Source organism: Shewanella sp. GD04112, from assembly GCF_029835735.1.
In the GTDB taxonomy this organism is placed as follows: domain Bacteria; phylum Pseudomonadota; class Gammaproteobacteria; order Enterobacterales; family Shewanellaceae; genus Shewanella.
The window spans coordinates 676727-696440 of sequence record NZ_JAOEAL010000001.1; the positions used below are offsets into that span (position 1 = coordinate 676727).

At 47.2% G+C, this 19714-nt stretch carries 19 protein-coding genes and 4 tRNA genes; 20 read left to right on the top strand and 3 right to left on the bottom strand.

Annotated elements, in window-relative coordinates:
• Nucleotides 1–60: 60 nt before the first annotated feature.
• From N7386_RS02980 to rsgA, 3 genes are all read right to left on the bottom strand, one after another.
• Entirely contained in the window at nt 61–945 is an 885-nt protein-coding gene (locus N7386_RS02980; RefSeq protein ID WP_279767012.1) for a DMT family transporter, read from the bottom strand.
• Nucleotides 946–959: 14 nt separating this feature from the next.
• Entirely contained in the window at nt 960–1838 is an 879-nt protein-coding gene (asd, locus tag N7386_RS02985) for an archaetidylserine decarboxylase (protein ID WP_279767013.1), read from the bottom strand.
• Between the two features lie 80 nt (nt 1839–1918).
• Nucleotides 1919–2983, bottom strand: coding sequence for a small ribosomal subunit biogenesis GTPase RsgA (gene rsgA / locus N7386_RS02990; RefSeq protein WP_086902936.1), 1065 nt, complete (start codon nt 2981–2983; stop codon nt 1919–1921).
• Between the two features lie 112 nt (nt 2984–3095).
• Between rsgA and orn the strand changes: the two genes are divergently transcribed.
• The 20 genes from orn (at nt 3096) to N7386_RS03090 (ending at nt 19639) form a co-directional block, all read left to right on the top strand.
• Nucleotides 3096–3641, top strand: coding sequence for an oligoribonuclease (gene orn / locus N7386_RS02995; RefSeq protein WP_086902935.1), 546 nt, complete (start codon nt 3096–3098; stop codon nt 3639–3641).
• Nucleotides 3642–3758: 117 nt separating this feature from the next.
• Nucleotides 3759–3834, top strand: a tRNA-Gly gene (locus N7386_RS03000).
• 33 nt (nt 3835–3867) lie between these two features.
• Nucleotides 3868–3943 (top strand) — tRNA-Gly (locus N7386_RS03005).
• A gap of 123 nt (nt 3944–4066) precedes the next feature.
• Nucleotides 4067–4142: transfer RNA gene (locus N7386_RS03010), tRNA-Gly, on the top strand.
• A 44-nt stretch (nt 4143–4186) separates the two neighbouring features.
• A tRNA-Gly gene (locus N7386_RS03015) sits at nt 4187–4262 on the top strand.
• A gap of 562 nt (nt 4263–4824) precedes the next feature.
• Nucleotides 4825–5280 (top strand): hypothetical protein, encoded by a 456-nt coding sequence (locus tag N7386_RS03020; RefSeq protein ID WP_011621393.1) that lies wholly within the window; start codon nt 4825–4827, stop codon nt 5278–5280.
• A 244-nt stretch (nt 5281–5524) separates the two neighbouring features.
• The gene (locus tag N7386_RS03025) at nt 5525–7024 is read left to right on the top strand and encodes an NAD(P)H-hydrate dehydratase (protein ID WP_279767014.1); all 1500 of its coding nucleotides are present in this window, start codon (nt 5525–5527) and stop codon (nt 7022–7024) included.
• A gap of 79 nt (nt 7025–7103) precedes the next feature.
• A complete protein-coding gene (tsaE, locus tag N7386_RS03030) occupies nt 7104–7562 on the top strand; it encodes a tRNA (adenosine(37)-N6)-threonylcarbamoyltransferase complex ATPase subunit type 1 TsaE (RefSeq protein WP_011621395.1) in 459 nt (152 codons plus the stop codon).
• A gap of 8 nt (nt 7563–7570) precedes the next feature.
• Complete coding sequence (locus N7386_RS03035) at nt 7571–8962, top strand: N-acetylmuramoyl-L-alanine amidase (protein WP_011715786.1); 1392 nt, start codon at nt 7571–7573, stop codon at nt 8960–8962.
• A 13-nt stretch (nt 8963–8975) separates the two neighbouring features.
• Nucleotides 8976–10910 (top strand): DNA mismatch repair endonuclease MutL, encoded by a 1935-nt coding sequence (gene mutL / locus N7386_RS03040; protein WP_279767015.1) that lies wholly within the window; start codon nt 8976–8978, stop codon nt 10908–10910.
• Nucleotides 10903–11829 carry a tRNA (adenosine(37)-N6)-dimethylallyltransferase MiaA gene (gene miaA, locus N7386_RS03045; RefSeq protein ID WP_089068521.1) on the top strand — a complete coding sequence of 309 codons (927 nt, stop codon included), beginning with the start codon at nt 10903–10905 and terminating at the stop codon, nt 11827–11829. Before mutL ends, miaA begins: the two co-directional genes overlap by 8 nt.
• Before the next feature lie 92 nt (nt 11830–11921).
• Nucleotides 11922–12194, top strand: coding sequence for an RNA chaperone Hfq (hfq, locus tag N7386_RS03050; protein WP_011070934.1), 273 nt, complete (start codon nt 11922–11924; stop codon nt 12192–12194).
• Nucleotides 12195–12218: 24 nt separating this feature from the next.
• Nucleotides 12219–13526 (top strand): ribosome rescue GTPase HflX, encoded by a 1308-nt coding sequence (gene hflX, locus N7386_RS03055; protein WP_086904174.1) that lies wholly within the window; start codon nt 12219–12221, stop codon nt 13524–13526.
• Nucleotides 13527–13562: 36 nt separating this feature from the next.
• On the top strand, nt 13563–14708 hold the full coding sequence (gene hflK / locus N7386_RS03060) for an FtsH protease activity modulator HflK (protein WP_011715790.1): 1146 nt from the start codon (nt 13563–13565) through the stop codon (nt 14706–14708).
• Between the two features lie 3 nt (nt 14709–14711).
• Nucleotides 14712–15605: a protease modulator HflC gene (hflC, locus tag N7386_RS03065; protein ID WP_086904175.1), complete on the top strand. Its 894-nt coding sequence runs from the start codon at nt 14712–14714 to the stop codon at nt 15603–15605.
• Nucleotides 15606–15973: 368 nt separating this feature from the next.
• On the top strand, nt 15974–16564 hold the full coding sequence (gene petA, locus N7386_RS03070; protein WP_011715792.1) for a ubiquinol-cytochrome c reductase iron-sulfur subunit: 591 nt from the start codon (nt 15974–15976) through the stop codon (nt 16562–16564).
• Nucleotides 16564–17778 carry a cytochrome bc complex cytochrome b subunit gene (locus N7386_RS03075; protein WP_011715793.1) on the top strand — a complete coding sequence of 405 codons (1215 nt, stop codon included), beginning with the start codon at nt 16564–16566 and terminating at the stop codon, nt 17776–17778. Before petA ends, N7386_RS03075 begins: the two co-directional genes overlap by 1 nt.
• Nucleotides 17778–18476 carry a cytochrome c1 gene (locus N7386_RS03080; RefSeq protein ID WP_011715794.1) on the top strand — a complete coding sequence of 233 codons (699 nt, stop codon included), beginning with the start codon at nt 17778–17780 and terminating at the stop codon, nt 18474–18476. The genes N7386_RS03075 and N7386_RS03080 overlap by 1 nt, the downstream gene beginning before the upstream one ends.
• 96 nt (nt 18477–18572) lie before the next feature.
• Nucleotides 18573–19202 carry a stringent starvation protein SspA gene (gene sspA / locus N7386_RS03085; RefSeq protein ID WP_011715795.1) on the top strand — a complete coding sequence of 210 codons (630 nt, stop codon included), beginning with the start codon at nt 18573–18575 and terminating at the stop codon, nt 19200–19202.
• The gene (locus N7386_RS03090; protein ID WP_011715796.1) at nt 19202–19639 is read left to right on the top strand and encodes a ClpXP protease specificity-enhancing factor; all 438 of its coding nucleotides are present in this window, start codon (nt 19202–19204) and stop codon (nt 19637–19639) included. Before sspA ends, N7386_RS03090 begins: the two co-directional genes overlap by 1 nt.
• The last annotated feature ends 75 nt before the right edge of the window (nt 19640–19714 follow it).

Genomic DNA, 19714 nt, shown 5'->3' on the forward strand with positions numbered 1-19714 from the left:
AAGCAATTAGGGGCGAAAGACGCACTCATCTTAGCCAACTTAGGCCAAGATTGGTATGTTTCAGACGTTCTTTTTTCGCCGTTGTGACTGGTGGGATTGATGGGTTTCGAAGATGGCGGTGGCAACTATGATGGTTCCACCTATCAGGGTATTGAGATTCAGTGCTTCGCCTAAGATCACTAATGCCAACATGGCCCCGTAGAAGGGTTGTAGGCAGGAGACTAACCCGACGGTTTTAGCGCTTAATTGGCGTAATGCCGAGGTAAAGAGTGCATGGGGCGCCGCGGTAAATACCACTCCGAGCAGCACAATCAAGCCCCAAGTCTCGAGGGAGATAGTCTGTAACTCGGTTTGATGCCAAGGCATAAGAAACACCGCCGCCACTAAGGTCTGATAAAACATGGCATGGGGGCCGCTATATTGGGAAAAATAGCGTTTTTGCAGTAAGTTACGGGCGGTAAATAACATCGCCGATACAATCCCGACCGCAATCCCTAAGGTTGTATCGTTGCCAAGATTGGCTTCGGGTATCAATAGCACTACGCCTATCAGCACTAAAACACCGCTGATAATATCCATCAGCTTGATTTTATTGCCAGTTAATAACGGCTCGGCAATAACTGTCATTACTGGATAGGTGAAGAAGGCAATCATGCCGATAGCGACCGATGAGAGTTGCATCGCGGCAAAGTAGGTGACCCAGTGTAAGCTGACTATCACACCTAAGCCGATAGCAACCAGATAATCCTGTTTGCTGGCAAGGCTTAAGTATTTACCACGGAATTTGATGAGTAATGCCAAGACCAAGGCCGCAACCACACACCGTAAGAAGGTGATATCGAGTGCGCTTAAGGGGATTAATTTTGAAAACAAAGCTGTGCCGCCAAACATCAGCACAGCTAAATGTAATTCGATTAATCCCGAAGGTTTACTGGTCTGGCTCAATTGGGTCGCCGTAGTTAGTCGGCTGACGCCTGATTTTTGAGATTAGCAAAGGCTTGACCCATACGCGTTACTGCTTCGGGCTCAACGCCTTCGGCGAAGGTGTCGATAGCATCTTTAGCAAACAGCATGACGACGGTACTGCCAAGCTTGAAGCGGCCCATTTCTTCGCCTTTATCTAAGGTAATGGCGTCTGGACCTACTGTTGGGTATTCCCATGTGAACACTTGCTTACCCGTTGGCGGTGTAATAGTGCCTGCCCACACGGTTTCGATACTGGCCACAATGGTCGCACCTACTAATACCATAGCTAGCGGGCCAAGCTCGGTTTCAAAAATTGCCACAACACGTTCGTTGCGAGCAAACAGGCCTGGTACATGGCGCGCCGTTAAGGGGTTAACGGAAAACAACTCGCCCGGTACATAGGTCATCTTCGACAGTGTGCCCTTTATCGGCATGTGGATGCGGTGATAATCCTTGGGAGCCAGATAAATTGTCGCAAAATCCCCGCCTTCGAAGCGTTTGGCATCTTCGGCTTGGTCGCCAAGCAAAGTGAGTGAAGAATAGTGATGGCCTTTAGCTTGGAAAATACGGCCATCCTTGATGGGGCCGAGTTGGCTGACGGCGCCATCAACGGGATGCACCATGATATTGGCCGCAGTATTAATTGGGCGAATACCAGGCTTTAGTGCGCGGGTAAAAAAGTCGTTGAAGCTTTTATAGGCTTCGGGTTCGCTCTGAGCCGCTTCGCTCATATCGATTTTATATTGCTTGATAAACCATTTAATCGCGGTAGTCGTTAATGCGCCAGCTTCGGAAGCGGCAAGTTTACCGACTAAGCGAGATAACAGGTGCTTTGGCAGCATGTACTGCAGCGCAATTTTAACTTTATCCAATTTATGTTCCTTTCCTTTATGTTGCTCAACTTAGGTTGAGACTTGTTTTACGTTAATTTTATGCGAGGCGATGGCGTTAGTTATTCATCGCTTTGGGCGCGGAAATGCCGTGCGTGGCGCTGCTCATCAAGGCTTGCGATAATACGATGGTAGTTATTAAAGCGATCTTCGCTAATTTTACCCGCATCGACAGCGGCTTTTAAGGCGCAGCCTGGGTCATCGCCATGCTTACAATCGCGGAATTTGCAGCCACCTAAAAAGTCTCTAAATTCGATAAAACACCAACCGACACGTTGGGCGGGTAAGTGCCAGAGGGCAAATTCGCGCACACCGGGGGAATCAATTAAATCACCACCGCTGGGTAAATGCAGCAACTTAGCCGTGGTGGTCGTGTGTTGTCCCAGCCCAGAGTTGTCGGAGACATCGCCCACCAATAACTCGGCTTCGGGCAGTAAGGCATTGACCAGTGAAGATTTACCTACACCGGACTGGCCTGCAAATACGCTCACCTTATCTTTCAGCAGGGCTTTAATGGTATCTAACCCCTCGCCTAATTTACTGCTGACCTTATATACGGGATAACCGATATCTTCGTAACGTTTTAAGGCGGCTTCGATGGTGGGGGCTTCTTCTGGCGTTAGCAGATCAATTTTATTCAAAATGATGATCGGCGGAATATCCGTGTCTTCGGCTGCCACTAAGTAGCGGTCGATAATCTGGGTGGTAAAGCTAGGCAGCACGGACGACACAATCAAAATTTGGTCGATATTCGAGGCGATAATTTTCACGCCATCGTATAAGTCGGGACGCGAGAGGGAAGAGCGTCTTGGGTGTACCGCTTCTACAATTCCGGCAATGCCACTGTTGGCTTGGGTTTCAATGGCGAGGCGTACAATCACTTTATCGCCGGTGACTAAGCTTTTAATGGTGCGGCGAATATTGCAGCGCACGATTTGGCCATCTTCGGTTTCAATATCGGCATGTTGGCCAAAGCGGGAGATCACGGTTCCGCTCTGTTCTGGGCCGAGTGAGCTATCCTGTAACTCAGGCGCATTTTTATCACCATTGTCACGATTGAGACGTTTCTCGTGATTGGCGCGCATACGGCGTAATTGGCCTTGGCTTAGGGGTTTCTTTTTACTCACTGATTTGTCTTCGTCAATTAGATGATTTTTTGTGTCTGAAAAAAGCAGTATGATACACGCTCTTGAATAAAAAAGCCTGAATTTAGGCTAACTGACATGATAAGGCTGAATTATGGCGGCGGACGCGAATAATCTCATTTGGATCGATCTCGAAATGACAGGGTTAGAACCCGATGTCGATAGAGTCATTGAAATTGCTACCTTAGTAACAGACCAAGAACTCAATATTATCGGTCAGGGGCCTGTAATTGCTATTCATCAATCGGATGATGTGCTGGCGGCCATGGATGATTGGAACCAAAAACACCACGGTGAATCGGGTCTGATCGATAGAGTGCGTGCCAGCCAAGTGAACGAAGCACAGGCCGTTGCGCAAACCATCGCATTTTTAGAGCAATATGTACCTAAGGGCGCCTCACCTATGTGTGGTAACAGCGTGGGCCAGGACCGTCGTTTCTTAAATCGTTATATGCGCGAACTGGAGGACTACTTCCATTATCGCAATCTCGACGTTAGCACGGTAAAAGAGTTAGTGAAGCGTTGGAGCCCTGAAACCATGGCGGGTTTCAAAAAGCAAAATACCCACCAAGCGCTGCAAGATATCCAAGAGTCGATCGCGGAATTACAGTATTACCGCAGCAAAGTATTTAAAATTTGACCGATCAGCAGATAAATCTGCAAGAAGGGGTTGCAGCCGCATAAATTTTTCATATAATGCGGCCTCAACTTTTTGATGCGGACACGAAGCGCTGCTCATATAAGTGATTTAGTGATTGCGACATTAGCTCAGTTGGTAGAGCGATACCTTGCCAAGGTATAGGTCATCGGTTCGAACCCGATATGTCGCTCCAAATTTCAGACGGTTACAGTCTTAAAATGTAAATGCGACATTAGCTCAGTTGGTAGAGCGATACCTTGCCAAGGTATAGGTCATCGGTTCGAACCCGATATGTCGCTCCAAATAAAAATTTAGTGATTCACCAAGTCATTAAATACAGAATTATGCGACATTAGCTCAGTTGATAAAGGTTGATAGACGATACCTTTGTGAATGTTGAAAGCGGATGTAACAGCGATAATTATGCGACATTAGCTCAGTTGGTAGAGCGATACCTTGCCAAGGTATAGGTCATCGGTTCGAACCCGATATGTCGCTCCAAATAAAAATTTAGTGATTCACCAAGTCATTAAATACAAAATTATGCGACATTAGCTCAGTTGGTAGAGCGATACCTTGCCAAGGTATAGGTCATCGGTTCGAACCCGATATGTCGCTCCAATTTTCTGAATCTCCCCATAATCAAGTTCTCAATTAGCATTAGCTCAGTTGTGGTTTTAATATTGCGATACCTTTCTTTTTCAAGGTATAGGTCATCGGTTCGAACCCGATATGTTGCTCCAATTTTTCTCGTAAGTCTCCCCATAAAATCTTCTCCATTTCAAACTGATATATCACAACTTACGTAGCGCTATTTTGCTCTTCTGTCTGCTTCGCATGTCTGTTCCGTTCTTGGTTGTTCCAAGCGCTTTTTTAGCACTTTCATCGCTGTAATCTATTAATCTTAGTTTGCACGGTTATTTTTAATGCTAATGCGGTTAAGTATGGGCACACTTTGCCTGCTCTGCGGCTGTTGTCGCTGATGTTTTCTATTTTGTAAAAAATAAAACAGCAAGGTTAATGCGTGATCTGCGCCTTGTTTCTTCAAGATTTCCTAAATTAGATGGCGTTGCGAAAGTTAAATTATGACCTTGTTCAAATATTCGCAACGCTTTTACTTACATAATGAATCCAGACAAAGTTAATAGCGCCAAGTAGTTGGCTTAACACTGGAGTGCATTATATGCGTATTCAACAATTGCGTGATTTACTTGAGTATGTGGCGAACTGCCGCTTAGATATGGCGCAACTCTATGGCCGACTGAACAATCAGGCCGATTCTGCCCGCGTGAAGATGATGCTGGAATATTTTGAGTCTCATCAAAAACATGTGGCTGAAAAATTGCGCGATTATATGGATGAGGCGCCGGTTAGAGTATTAGATACTTGGTATAAAGACTTTGTATTTGAAGATTTTACCAAGCGCTGCCAAGACACTATGTTGCCCGCCAATATGACTGAAGATGATGTTCTGAATCTGCACCTCGATTTAGAAAATCGACTAATTGGCTTATTGGAAAAAACCGTTAACTCAACGACTGCCGAAGATGCCCGCACCGCACTTGAGGGTCTGATTCGGGTAGAGAAAACTCAGCAGCAACGTCTAGTGCATAGCACTATTCGGATGGATGATATCTAATCCGATGCCGAATGACCTTTCAAAGCCAGCGCAATGCTGGCTTTGTTGTCTTTACCGGATGAGTCTTTTTCACTTTGGACGCTTTTTGCATGGCAACTGATTTACGTCATAATTTTTTGGGGCGGTTTTTGCTACTTTCTTGATCTCATTGGTTGATTTGACCTAGTAATGCTTGGTTCTCACCAATAACAGGGTGTGTTAGGTGAGCAGTCCTTTTGATTATTTGTCGCGCAGGAGATTCTCTATGGCACAAGATTTATCGAGTTTACCCACAGCGCTTTATACGCAGCAGCAGGTGAGAGCCGCCGAACTGCTCGCTGCTTCAGAAGGGGAAACCACTTTATATCAATTAGTTGAACGTGCTGGGCGGGCGGCATTTGAGTGTTTTACTCAACAGCGTGAACGGCATCCTCAGCTTGAAGGAATGCCTTTACTGGTATTAGCGGGTAGCGGCAATAATGGCGCCGATGCGCTTGTTTGCGCGCGCCTAGCCTTAGAAGCAGGACATCAGGTCAAGGTTTATTTGCTCAAGACACAAGGCACTGCAGAGTTCGAGCATGCACTTTCTGCCTATCTTAACCAGGGCGGTGTTATCGATTCCCCCAATATCGAAGCGATACAGCAGGCGCCAGTCATTATCGATGGGCTACTGGGCACGGGAGTGAAGGGCGCCGTGCGTGAGGATATTGCTGCACTGATCCATGCCGTCAATCAGAGTGAGGCTTGGGTGCTGAGTTTAGATCTGCCTTCGGGGATCGTTGCCGATACTGGCGTTGCCCTTTACGTCGCCGTGATGGCGGATGTCACTCTGTGCTTTGGAGGGTTAAAGCAGGGGCTTTTGACCAGTAAGGCGAGACACCACTGTGGCCATTTGACCTTTGCCGATCTGGGATTAACGCCTTTTTTCGATGCTGAGAATGCAACGCGAGTCGGCGGTGAAATGTTAAAAAGCCATTTTGCCGCAAGAGCACGGGACAGCCACAAGGGGCAATCGGGTAAGGTAACGCTGATCGGTGGTGACTTTGGTATGGCGGGAGCCATTCGCCTCGCTAGTGAAGCCTGTTTACGTGCGGGCGCCGGATTGGTGACTGTGATCAGTAGGCCTGAACATCAATTAACAGTGAATGTCTCGCGCCCCGAATTGATGTTTTGGGGCTGTGAACTGGTTGATATGGAAGTCTATCTGCGCCTAGGTTGGGCACAGGTGGTGGTACTTGGCCCCGGTTTAGGAAAACACGATTGGGGTTATAACTTGTTTAAAGCCGCGGGCTTAAGCGATAAACCCTGTGTGCTCGATGCCGATGCTCTAAATCTATTGAGTCAAGAACCGCGCAGGCAAACTAACTGGGTACTCACGCCCCATCCTGGGGAAGCTGCACGGCTCTTAGGATGCAGTGTCGCCGATATTGAGCAGGATAGATTCGCTGCCGTGCGTGCCCTGCAGCAAAAATATGGTGGCGTGGTGCTGCTAAAAGGTGCGGGTACTGTCATTTTTGATGGAAAACAGATGGTCGTGGCACCTGTTGGAAATCCGGGGCTTGCGAGTGGTGGGTGCGGCGATGTGTTATCTGGTATTATAGGCGCACTTATGGCTCAAGGAATGGATAACATGCAGGCGACCGTTGTTGGGGTTGTCGTTCATGGCTGCGCGGCGGATCTGGCTGCAGTGCAGGGTGAGCGGGGCATGTTAGCCAGCGATTTGATGCCTTTTATTCGCCAATTAGTAAATAGTGATTTACTCTAGGCGCTGTAAAACTTAAGCGCAGGACATTCCCGCGCTTAAGTTGCCTCCTCCATCCATAACAGCAGTGATAAAAGCGGAAATGACAGAGTTAACCTTTCAATTAAATAACGAAGACGAGACTATTGCGGTTGGGCAAAAATTGGCCCGCCATATTCAAGCGCCTTTGACTCTGTATTTGACGGGGGATTTAGGGGCGGGTAAAACCACTCTGAGCCGCGGGTTAATCCAAGGATTGGGGCATAAAGGAGCGGTAAAGAGCCCGACCTACACTTTAGTTGAACCTTATGAGCTAGACGGTGTCGAAGTTTATCATTTTGATTTGTATCGTTTAAACGATCCAGAAGAACTCGAGTTCATGGGGATCCGTGATTACTTTACCGATAGCAGCCTGTGCATTGTGGAATGGCCCGACAAAGGTCATGGACTCTTGCCCGATGCCGATATTCACCTGCATTTAAATTATGTTAACCAAGGACGTGAAATCCAAATTCGAGCCTTAACAGAATCAGGTAAAAAGCTATTAGCCGCAATAAAATAAAAACAAAGATGACTAAAAATAAGCATTACTTTCAGACTATTACTCTTTTTCTGTGCGCTTTTTTTGCTGTAGCAGCTCATGCTGCTAACCAGCTTGAGGGCGTGCGTATTTGGGCTGCCCCCGAGTCGACCCGTGTGGTGTTCGATTTGAGTGAAGCGCCAAACTACACTTATTTTTCCCTCGATGGGCCCAATCGTTTAGTGGTCGACCTTAAAAAGGCGTCGACAAAACTGAGCCTGAAAAATATCGATAACAACAGTAAATTGGTTAAAGGGGTTCGCGTCAGCAAATCACCCACTAAAGGTGATTTACGTTTGGTGATCGATCTTGTTAAGCCATTAAATGCTAACTTGTTTTCCCTTCCCGAGACGGCGCCCTATGGTAATCGTTTGGTGGTGGATCTTGAGGATAAAACCTTAACGACGGCAACAGCTGTGGTGAGTTCGACTCCCGTTAAAACGGTTACTCAATCGGCGCAATCCTCCCGTGATATTGTGGTAGCGATTGATGCGGGCCATGGTGGTGACGATCCTGGTTCTATTGGCCCTTCAGGTGTTTACGAGAAAAAAGTGGCACTGGAGATAGCAAAAAGAGTGGCCAGTAAGATCAACGACACGCCGGGTATGCGGGCAGTGATGATCCGTACCGGCGATTACTTTGTGAATTTGAACAAGCGCTCCGAGCTCGCCCGTAACAGTAAGGCCGATTTACTGATTTCTATCCACGCCGATGCTTTTACCTCGCCTCAGCCAAAAGGAGCGTCTGTGTGGGTATTGTCGATGCGCCGCGCGAACAGTGAAATTGGTCGTTGGTTAGAGCAAAAAGAGAAACACTCAGAACTCTTAGGTGGTGCAGGGGAAATTATTCAAAATACCGATAATGAACAGTATCTTGCAATGACTCTGCTCGACATGTCCATGAACAGTTCGATGGCTATTGGTCACTCAGTTGCTGGGGATATTCTCAAGGATCTCGGTTCAGTGACTGAGCTGCATAAGAGTCGCCCTGAGTCTGCGAGCCTTGCGGTATTAAAATCCCCCGATATTCCCTCTATTCTGGTGGAGACAGGATTTATTTCGAATCCGAAGGAAGAAAGGTTACTTAATAGCAGTCGCCATCAGGAAAGTATCGCAACCGCTATCTATAAGGGCGTTAGCCGTTATTTCCACAATAACCCGCCGGCAGATACCTTGCTCGCGAAGCGTAATAGCGGCGGCACAACGGCCAGCTCGAGCGCGAAATCCTCCTCGGGAAATATCAAGCACAAGGTGAGCCGCGGCGAGTCACTTTCGGCGATTGCTCAGCGTTATCAAGTGCCTATGGCTAGCATTAAGCGCGCCAATGGCATGAAGACGGATGTGGTACAACTCGGGCAAACACTCGTTATTCCTGAGAGTTAATAGGATGAAGTCTATGGGGATCCAGATCCTTCCGCCGCAACTAGCCAACCAAATCGCCGCTGGTGAAGTGGTCGAACGGCCCGCTTCCGTGGTGAAGGAACTTGTCGAGAACAGCCTAGATGCTGGGGCGACGCGTATCGATATCGAAATCGATAAGGGCGGCAGCAAGCTGATTAAGATCCGCGACAATGGTTCGGGGATCCCAAAGGATGAGCTGGCCTTGGCTTTGTCGCGCCATGCTACCTCGAAATTGCACTCTCTTGACGACCTTGAAGCGATTCTTAGTTTTGGTTTTCGTGGTGAGGCATTGGCGAGTATCAGTTCTGTATCCCGCTTAACCTTGACCTCGCGCACGGCCGAGCAAACGGAAGCTTGGCAGGCTTATGCCGAAGGCGTCGACATGGCGGTTAAGGTGATGCCAGCCGCGCATCCTGTTGGTTCAACTATTGAAGTTGTCGATCTGTTTTTTAATACGCCCGCCCGCAGACGTTTTCTAAAAAGCGATAAAACCGAATTTACCCATATCGATGAATGGTTAAAACGCATTGCATTAGTGCGTGGGGATATTCACTTTACCTTGACTCACAATGGTAAAATCGTGCGCAACTGTCGTCCGGCGATGAACGAGCCGCAGTATTTACAGCGATTGACTCAGGTTGCTGGGCGCCAGTTTGCCGATGAGGCGTTGCGGGTCGAATGCCAACACGATGACCTGCGTTTAAGTGGTTATTTACAGTCGCCTTGGTCAACGGTGTTAACCGACACCCATTACTTTTATGTGAATGGCCGCTTAGTGCGCGACCGTTTAGTCAATCATGCGGTGCGCCAAGCATTTGCCCAAAAAGCCGAGGTCGAACAGCCGGGTTATGTGTTGATGCTGGATATCGATCCCCATCAGGTAGATGTGAACGTGCATCCGGCGAAACACGAAGTGCGCTTTCATCAGAGCCGTTATGTGCATGATTATATTCTGCAGGCACTGCAATCGGCGCTCGAAGAAGCGGGTGAACTGGGTTTTGAGCATCCTTTCGAGCCAAGTTCGCCACAGGTTAGGGATGAGGTCTCTCTCTCCGAATCTGGGACGCAGACACAAACAGAGCATCATGCCTTCGAGCTGCAATCGCCTGAATCTAAAACGCATTCAACTTGGAATGAAGCTTCACGTGTTGATACTTCTCGCGTCGAGATATCACGGGATTCTCAGCTTACTGAGCGTACTCGGGATATTGCTAGCGCGCGTCCGTATTCTGGCGTGCAAAGCAATGCCTACGGCAGTATGGCGGTTCCGCGGGAGTCTCGCAGTGGTTCGACAGGGGAAAATCGTGCCCGAGCCGAGCTTCCTTCTAAGGCGGCTATCGCCAGTTACGGCGAATTATTGCAAACGCCATCCTATAGCGTGCAGGACAAGCCGTATCAACCCGTGCTTGCAATGCCCGCCATACTCAATGGTCAATATTGGGTATTAGCGCAGGGGCAAAACTTGAGTCTGTTGCCGATTCAATCTGTGGCGTTAGCGACACGTAGCCATGAGATAGAAACAAAGCTGGCAACTGGTTTGATAGGTCAGCCATTATTGATGCCAGTGTCGATAGCCGCCGATACGGATTGGCCAGCATTACTCGAAGAACATGAAACACTTATCCGGCAATTAGGATTAGAACTAACAATTCGCTATCAGCAGTTGATAATCAAAAAAGTGCCCCCATATCTCAGGGATAGCCAGTTAGCGAAGGTGATCCCCGAGTGGTTGCAATCGCTACGTTTTGAAGCACCAGCACCTAATGCATTGGCTGTGTGGCTGGCAGAGCAGAGCTTAACTGGATTTACCTCGGCTGCGGATATTTGGGCGGCCTATAGTCAGTTAACTGAAGAGAAAAGACAGCAAATTGCCGATAAAGCAGTATCCTTACCTTGGCAATCGTGGCTAGAAGAGCAAGCAATTGAATAAAGAATTACAGCCAAAAGTGGTTTTTTTGATGGGACCAACGGCGTCCGGAAAAACCGCTTTAGCACTCGAATTAGCCGAAAAGCATAATTGTGAGATTATCTCGGTTGATTCAGCATTGATCTATCGTGGCATGGACATTGGCAGTGCTAAGCCCTCTGCCGAGGAATTAGCGCGAGGTCCGCATCGACTGATCGACATCCGCGATCCGGCAGAGAGCTACTCCGCCGCCGATTTTAGAGCCGATGCGCTGCGCGAGATTGAACAGATTATTAGCATGGGAAAGACCCCCGTATTAGTGGGCGGCACCATGATGTACTTTAAGGCGTTATTAGAAGGATTATCGCCGTTACCGAGTGCCGATGAGGCGATTCGGGCCGATATTCAAGCCGAAGCGGACGCAAACGGATGGGAAGCACTGCACGCGCAATTAAGGGAGATAGATCCCGTATCGGCAGAAAGAATTCATCCTAATGATCCACAAAGGCTTTCAAGAGCGATAGAAGTATATAGAATAAGCGGTAAGAGTCTGACCGAGTTAACTCAAACCAAGTCGGCTCCTTTACCCTACGATGTGGTGCAATTTGCCATTGCGCCCCGTGAGCGCAAAGTGCTGCATGAGTTAATCGGGCAGCGTTTTCGGATAATGTTAGAGCAAGGTTTTATTGATGAAGTCGCCCAGCTGAAAGCGAGAGGTGACCTACATTTAGATTTGCCCTCAATGCGTTGCGTGGGATATCGACAATGTTGGCAGTATCTCGATGGTGAATTTGACTATGATACTATGGTCGAAAAAGCCGTTGCCGCTACTAGGCAATTAGCTAAGCGTCAATTAACATGGTTGCGTAGTTGGCCAGAGTTGAATTGGCTTGAAAGTGGTGCTGAGGGGAATTTAGTTACACTTATGCGTCAATGCCGCTAGCTTATTAGCCCTTGCTGTATAATACTAAAACTAAACAAAAAACTTCACTGATAACGATTTATTTTTATATAAATTAAAAAGGAAATAATAAAATGGCTAAGGGGCAATCTTTACAAGACCCATTTTTGAACGCACTACGCCGCGAGCGCGTTCCTGTATCAATTTACTTGGTAAACGGCATTAAACTCCAAGGACAGGTAGAGTCGTTTGATCAGTTTGTCATTCTGTTGAAAAACACAGTGAGCCAAATGGTTTACAAACACGCTATTTCTACCGTAGTACCTGCTCGTCCATTTAACGTTGCTGGCCATCAAAATGCCCAGGGCGGTTATGGCGCGCAAGACGATATGCCAAGTGGCGAATAAGTTTTAGTTTGAGGAGTTTGCTTCTTGTTTGATCGTTATGAGGCGGGAGAAACAGCGGTTCTTGTCCATATCGACTTTTCCGATGAGGAACGCCGAGAAGACTTAGTCGAGTTACAGCTATTAGTCGAGTCAGCTGGAGCACGCTCAGTCGGGGTCATTACTGGAAGTCGACGCTCACCAGACCGTAAGTTTTTTATTGGTTCTGGTAAAGCCGAGGAGTTAGCTGCATTAGTGGCTGCAACTGAGGCTAATGTGGTTATTTTCAATCACGCCTTGAGTCCTGCTCAAGAGCGAAACCTTGAACAGGTGTGTCAGTGCCGAGTATTGGACCGAACCACGCTGATCTTGGATATTTTCGCTCAACGTGCTCGGACCCATGAAGGTAAGTTACAGGTGGAGCTAGCGCAATTGCGCCACATGTCGACGCGTCTTGTGCGTGGTTGGACTCACCTTGAGCGCCAAAAAGGCGGTATCGGTTTACGTGGTCCGGGTGAAACCCAGCTAGAGACCGATAGACGTTTGCTCAGGGGCCGCATTAAAAATATCAATAAACGCTTAGAGCGTGTTGATAAACAACGTGAGCAGAGTCGCCGCGCCCGTAAGCGTAGTGACATGCCAACAGTCTCATTAGTGGGTTATACCAACGCGGGCAAGTCAACGCTGTTTAATGCCTTAACCTCATCTGATGTTTATGCAGCCGACCAGCTATTTGCCACACTCGATCCCACATTGAGAAAGTTAGATCTGCCCGACGGTGCCGTGATTTTAGCGGATACTGTAGGTTTTATTCGCCATTTACCACACGATCTGGTTGCCGCGTTTAAGGCAACATTGCAGGAAACGCGTCAAGCGGAATTGCTGCTTCATATTGTTGATTGTGCTGATGAAAACATGGCGGATAACTTCGAGCAGGTGCAAAACGTGCTCGAAGATATCGATGCTGCCGAAGTGATGCAGTTGGTCGTTTGTAATAAAATCGACCTGCTTGAGGATGTCGCGCCGCGCATTGAATACGATGAACGTGGTAAGCCGGTACGCGTCTGGCTTTCGGCACAAAAACGTTTGGGATTTGATCTGCTCCTGAAGGCGATCACCGAGTTGATTGGTGAAGTTATTCATGAGTTTACACTTAAGATTCCGGCAACTGCTGGACATTATCTTGGCCAGTTTTATCGACTGGATGCGATACAGCAGAAAGAGTACGACGATCTGGGGAACTGTATTTTGTCTGTTCGTTTATCGGATGCCGATTGGCGCCGATTAGCTAAACAGAGTCAGGGTGAGTTAGAAACCTTTATCTTCGATCCGTCGACAGAAAAGGCTGTTTGTTAATAATCTAATTTATTTCATCCACTTATGGAGTGCTAAATGGCTTGGAACGAGCCCGGTAACAAGGGTAATGATCCTTGGGGAAATAAAGGTGGTAACGACAAAGGACCACCAGACCTTGATGAGGTTTTTCGTAATCTTTCAAAACGCTTTGGCGGCAAAGGCAATGGCTCATCAGGCCAGAGCTTTAGTTCGTTCAGCTTAATCATCATTCTTGCCATCGCTTTTGTTGTTTGGGGACTCTCGGGTTTTTACACCATTAAAGAAGCTGAGCGTGGTGTTGCGCTGCGTTTTGGTCAGCACATTGGTGAGGTGGGACCTGGTCTGCATTGGAAGGCTACGTTTATCGACCAGATTTATCCCGTTGATGTGCAGTCTGTTCGCTCCATTCCCGCTTCTGGCAGCATGTTGACCTCAGATGAAAACGTCGTGAAGGTCGAGTTGGACGTACAGTATCGTATTCTAGATGCGTACTCTTATCTGTTCAGTGCCGTTGATGCGAATGCTAGCTTACGTGAAGCCACAGACAGTGCGCTGCGTTATGTTATCGGCCACAACAAGATGGACGATATTCTGACCACAGGTCGTGATGCGATTCGTCGCGATACTTGGAAAGAACTCGAGCGCATCATTGAGCCGTACAAATTAGGCTTAGCCATTGTTGACGTTAACTTTTTGCCAGCTCGTCCACCTGAAGAAGTGAAAGATGCTTTCGACGATGCGATTGCGGCGCAAGAAGACGAACAACGCTTTATCCGTGAAGCCGAAGCTTATGCCCGTGAAGTTGAGCCTAAAGCGCGCGGTGAAGTTGAGCGTATGGCGCAACAAGCGAATGCCTATAAAGAGCGTGAAATTCTTGAAGCTCGCGGTAAAGTGGCTCGTTTCGAGTTGCTGTTACCAGAGTACCAAGCGGCACCTGAAGTGACCCGTAAGCGTTTGTATCTCGATGCAATGCAGCAGGTGATGACAGATACCAACAAGGTACTGATCGACGCCAAGAACAATGGCAATTTAATGTATTTGCCTTTAGACAAGTTAATGAAAGAGAAGCCTGTGACTACGCCAGAGGTTGAGCATAAGGCTCAGCAGAACGTCAATTCTTCATCTATGTCAACGACTCGCATTGGTGAGCCTTTGAGTGGACGCCCTTCTCGCGAGGACCGTGCTCGCCAAGGGAGGGAGTAATCCATGGGTAGATTAGGTATTGTTCTGATTGCCATCGTATTAGGCATAGGTCTGTCATCTGTGATGGTGGTTAACGAAGGCGAGCGTGCGATTGTGGCGCGTTTCGGTGAAATCGTTAAAGACAACGTTGACGGCAAACCAGTGACCCGCGTTTTCGCCCCAGGCATACACTTTAAAGTGCCTGTGATCGATAAAGTGAAGTTACTCGATGCGCGTATCCAAACCTTAGATGGTGCGGCCGATCGTTTTGTTACCTCTGAGAAAAAAGATTTGATGGTCGATTCCTATGTGAAGTGGCGTATTTTCGACTTCGAAAAATACTACCTTTCCACTAACGGCGGGATTAAGTCGAATGCAGAGACCTTACTACAACGTAAGATCAACAACGACTTACGTACCGAGTTTGGTCGTCGCACTATCAAGGAAATCGTTTCTGGTAAACGCGATGAGCTGCAAAATGATGCGTTAGAAAACGCTTCTGAAAGCGCTAAAGACTTAGGTATTGAAGTGGTTGACGTGCGTGTGAAGCAAATCAACCTACCCGCAAACGTGAGTAACAGTATTTATCAACGTATGCGTGCCGAGCGTCAAGCGGTTGCCAAAGAGCATAGAGCACAGGGTAAAGAGCAGTCTGAAATCATTCGCGCTACGATTGATGCCAACGTGACCGTGAAGATTGCCGAAGCCGAGCGTAAAGCTTTAACCATCCGTGGTGAAGGTGATGCGCAAGCTGCGAAGATTTATTCTGACGCTTACAGTAAAGATCCTGAGTTCTTCAGCTTCTTACGTAGCTTAGATGCATACCGTGCGAGTTTCTCCGGTAACTCTGATGTGATGGTATTAGAACCAGATAGCGAGTTCTTCAAATATATGAAGAGCACTTCGCCTAAGAAGTAAGCAATCAGAAATGTATTGAAATGGGTCCTGAAAACAGGGCCCATTTTTTTATCTGCAGGAAAACGTAAAGTTGCAAAATGAGAGTTGGAGTTATATTAGCGATGCATGGATTATGCCGACCTCACAGACCATTTGCTCAAAAAGTATATCAAAACGATTAAAATCGCTTAATAGTTGTGCTTTTTTTGTCCATTTTATAAAAAACACGCAATCTCCCTAACTTAGTTGAGTGTTTTCACTATGATCTGCTTCTAATTTTTAGCTATAATGAGCCCCGCTTCAAACTTCGATTTTTGCCCATGGTGATAACTAGGGGGCAGAAAGTCTTTGAAAAACAAAAATTCCAACACCCTCTGGGAGATAAGTGGATGAGCAATGCGCCAGTCGATACCGGACGTCGCAGATTCCTGACAGCCGCAACCGCCGTAGTAGGTGGTGCTGGTGCCGTCGCTGTAGCGGTTCCTTTCATCAAGTCATGGAATCCGAGTGCCAAGGCGAAAGCTGCAGGTGCGCCGGTAGAAGTAAATATCAGTAAAATTGAGCCAGGTCAGCTGATCCGTGTTGAATGGCGTGGAAAACCTGTATGGGTTGTCCGTCGCACAGAAGCAGTGATTAATGAACTGCCAACACACGACGATAAGCTAAGAGATCCAGCGTCTGCAGAAATGCAACAACCTGAATATGCAACAAATCCTCTGCGTTCTATTAAGCCAGAGTATTTTATTGCCGTCGGTATTTGTACCCACCTAGGATGTTCACCAACTTATTTACCAGATTCATTTGGTGAGCAAGTTCAAGGCGTGACTTCTGGTTTCTTCTGTCCATGTCATGGTTCTAAGTTCGATATGGCGGGCCGCGTATTCCAAGGCGTTCCAGCTCCATTGAACCTAGTTATCCCTCCACATCAATACGTTGATGATGGCACCGTTATCATCGGTGTAGATAAAGGAGTGGCGTAATGGTTAAGAATTTAATTAATTGGATCGATGCGCGTATCCCAATGACGGCGACTTATAACCGTCACGTGGGTCAGTATGCGACGCCAACTAACTTTAACTTCTGGTACTTCTTCGGTTCATTAGCCATGTTGGTATTGGTTAACCAATTACTGACGGGTATCTGGTTGACCATGAACTATGTACCAACAGCAGAAGGTGCTTTTGCCTCTGTTGAATACATCATGCGTGACGTAGAGTACGGCTGGTTATTGCGTTATATGCACTCAACTGGTGCGTCTGCATTCTTCGTGGTGATCTACTTACATATGTTCCGTGGTCTGATTTACGGTTCATATCAAAAGCCTAGAGAACTACTGTGGCTATTCGGTATGTTGATTTTCCTCGTGCTGATGGCTGAAGCCTTTATGGGTTACTTGTTGCCATGGGGACAAATGTCTTACTGGGGCGCGCAGGTAATTATTTCTCTGTTCGGTGCTATCCCTGTTATCGGTGATGACTTAACCCTGTGGATCCGTGGTGACTACGTGATCTCTGGCGCGACACTGAACCGTTTCTTCGCTCTGCACGTTATCGCACTGCCATTAGTGTTAGTGGTTTTAGTGTTCTTACACTTAATCGCTCTGCACGAAGTGGGTTCAAACAACCCAGACGGTATCGAAATCAAGAAGAACAAAGACGAGAATGGTTGGCCAGTTGATGGTATTCCATTCCACCCATACTACACAGTTAAAGACATTATGGGTGTTGCGGGCTTCCTGATCGTATTCTGTTACGTGCTGTTCTTCATCCCTGAAGGTGGCGGTTACTTCCTTGAGAAGCCAAACTTTGAAGCGGCTAACCCAATGAAGACACCAGAGCACATTGCACCTGTATGGTACTTCACTCCGTTCTACGCCATCTTACGTGCTGTTCCCGATAAATTGGGCGGTGTGGTAATGATGGGTCTGTCGATTGCAGTGCTGTTCGTATTGCCTTGGTTAGACCGTTGTAAAGTGAAGTCAATTCGCTACCGCAGCACGCTGCACAAGTTGAACATCGCTCAGTTCGCTGTATCGTTCATCGTCTTAGGTTACTTAGGCGCTGTACCTGCAACACCAGAGCTGACTATTGTTGCACGTATCTTCACTGTGACGTATTTCGGCTACTTCTTATTACTGTGGTTATACAGCAAAAATGAGAAAACTAAGCCTGTTCCAGCGAGGTTGACACACTAATGAAAAAATTACTGATTGCATTAGTTACATTGATCCCGACGCTGGCGATGGCCGCGAGTGGACACAATGTACATTTAGAAAAAGCCAATGTTGATCTGCATGATAAGGCTTCTTTAGAGCGTGGTCTGGACATGTTCCAACACTATTGCTCTGGTTGTCACAGCACTCAGTATCAACGCTATGAGCGTGTGGCGAACGATATCGGTATTTCAGCCGATGATATGCGTAGCAAGTACATGTTTACCGATGCCAAAATCGGTGAGCTGATGCAAAACGCAATTCCACACAAAGATGCAGCTAAGTGGTTCGGTGCAACACCACCAGACTTAACCTTAGTCGCACGTGTTCGTGGCGAAGATTGGGTGTATTCATACCTCAAAGGCTTCTACAAAGACCCAAGCCGTCCATTCGGCGTAAACAACACTGTCTTCCCATCAGTGGGTATGCCACACGTTCTTGAAGAACTGCAAGGCACACCTGTTAAGCAAGAAGATGGCACTATTGTGGTCTCTGGTGGTAAGTTAAATGCAGAAGAGTATGACCAAGCGGTACGTGATATCACTGGCTTCTTAGTTTATTCGGCTGAACCTGTTAAGTTAGAGCGTCAAGCTTTAGGTTGGTGGGTGCTCGGATTCCTGTTTATATTCTTTATTGTGGCCTACCTCTTGAAGAAAGAGTATTGGAAAGATGTACACTAGGCACCAATAACGGGTAAAATATAGTATCCGCATAGTGTAAACGGGGGGCTTTGCCCCTCGTTTACTTTTGTTTTATTTCGACTCTGGAGGGTATCAATGGCTGTTGCTGCCAACAAACGCTCTGTCATGACACTGTTTTCAGGTGCTGATGATCTTTATAGCCATCAAGTCCGTATCGTGTTAGCTGAGAAAGGGGTTACTGTTGATGTTTTACAGGTCGACCCTAATGAAATGCCAGAGGATTTACTCGAAGTAAATCCTTATAACTCAGTACCTACTTTATTAGACCGTGAGCTCGTACTCTATGAGTCACGTATCATTATGGAATACTTGGATGAGCGTTTCCCTCATCCACCTTTGATGCCTGTTTACCCAGTATCTCGCGGCCAAAGCCGTTTGATGATGCACCGCATCGATACTGACTGGTACTCACTCGTTGACCGTATTCGCAAAGGCGATCGCGCTGAAGCGGCCCGTAAAGAACTGACTGAAAGTTTACTTTCAATCGCACCTGTATTTGGTGAAATGCCTTACTTTATGAGCGAAGAATTCGGTTTAGCGGATTGCTACCTCGGCCCATTATTATGGCGTTTACCTGTATTAGGTATCGAGTTAGACAGCCGCGTAGCGAAAGACATCAAAGCTTACATGACACGTATTTTCGAGCGTGAATCATTTAAAGCTTCGTTGACTGAAGCTGAACGCGAAATGCGCATGGGAATGTAATGAAAGCGTTGACTCCAAATCGTCCTTATTTACTCAGGGCTTACTACGATTGGTTGATGGACAACCAATTAACGCCTCACGTTGTCGTGGATGCCTTTGTGAAAGGCACCCAAGTACCACAGCAGTACGTGAAGGATGGCCAGATCGTATTAAATATCGCGGCCAGCGCGGTGGGCAATTTGCAAATTGGTAATGAATTTGTGGAGTTCAATGCGCGTTTCGGTGGTGTACCTCAACAGGTATTATTGCCAATGGCCTCGATTGTGGCCATTTACGCCCGTGAAAATGGCGCAGGGACTGTCTTCGATATTGAAGATGCATACTTGGTCGAAGAGGAAGCTGAATCGACCTTGTCTGTTATCGAGACAAACGAGAAGCCAACCGAACCAACGGATGAGCCTCCTAAGCGTCGCAGCCATTTAACCTTAGTTAAATAGGTTAATTGCGCCCTGTTCTATACTCTTGAAAGCCAGTATGTTGACTGGCTTTTTTATTGGATAAAGGTTTAATCC